Origin of the sequence: Parabacteroides sp. ZJ-118 (assembly GCF_011038785.1) — a bacterium.
In the GTDB taxonomy this organism is placed as follows: Bacteria; Bacteroidota; Bacteroidia; order Bacteroidales; family Tannerellaceae; genus Parabacteroides.
In genome coordinates this window covers 1-597 of the sequence record NZ_JAAKDT010000123.1, presented here as the reverse complement: position 1 = coordinate 597, position 597 = coordinate 1, and the positions used below count along the sequence as shown (strand labels likewise).

Below are 597 nucleotides of genomic sequence, written 5' to 3'. Positions count from 1 at the left end.
TTGTCTGCCACGATACGTAGCCTGCACGGACGTGGAATGTCCGTCCGGGAAATAGCCGACCTCCTTTCCATGGAGGAGGGGAATGTCCGTCCGTTTCTGGAATAGGAGTGCCAAGACAAGGGCTCTTCCTCTTACAGGAAGCTGGATAATGTACAAGGTTTCCATGCCAATAGATTCAAGAAGGCATTCAAGCGTTGCATAAAGCGCGGGCTTGATATTGGGGCTTTCGATACTGTCATTGACATACTTATAGAGAAAGGCTCGCTGCCTCCTGTGTATAGATCTCACAAATTAAGCTCAAAATTCAATTTCGCATGGGAATGCCACATCGAACCGGATTGGCTTCTTGTGTGGGAGCAAGACGATGACACATTAACGTCGCTGCTAGCCGAGAAAAAGGAAGAAAGATTAGGAAAAGCGGAAAGATATTTGTTTCTTTGTTCGGTAATCCCTAAAAAATAGAGCCATGCTACTGATAGCAAATCCCATATACGACTCGGTGTTCAAGTTTCTGATGGAAGACAACCGTGTGGCGAAGATACTCCTTTCCGCCCTGTTGAAGCAGGAGATCACGGAGCTGGAGATGCGCCGCAACGA

At 47.4% G+C, this 597-nt stretch carries 1 protein-coding gene; it reads left to right on the top strand.

The genetic code is table 11. The features are described from left to right. Positions 1-141 precede the first annotated feature (141 nt). Positions 142-462, top strand: coding sequence for a type II toxin-antitoxin system YafQ family toxin (locus G7Y39_RS13465; RefSeq protein ID WP_165157935.1), 321 nt, complete (start codon positions 142-144; stop codon positions 460-462). The last annotated feature ends 135 nt before the right edge of the window (positions 463-597 follow it).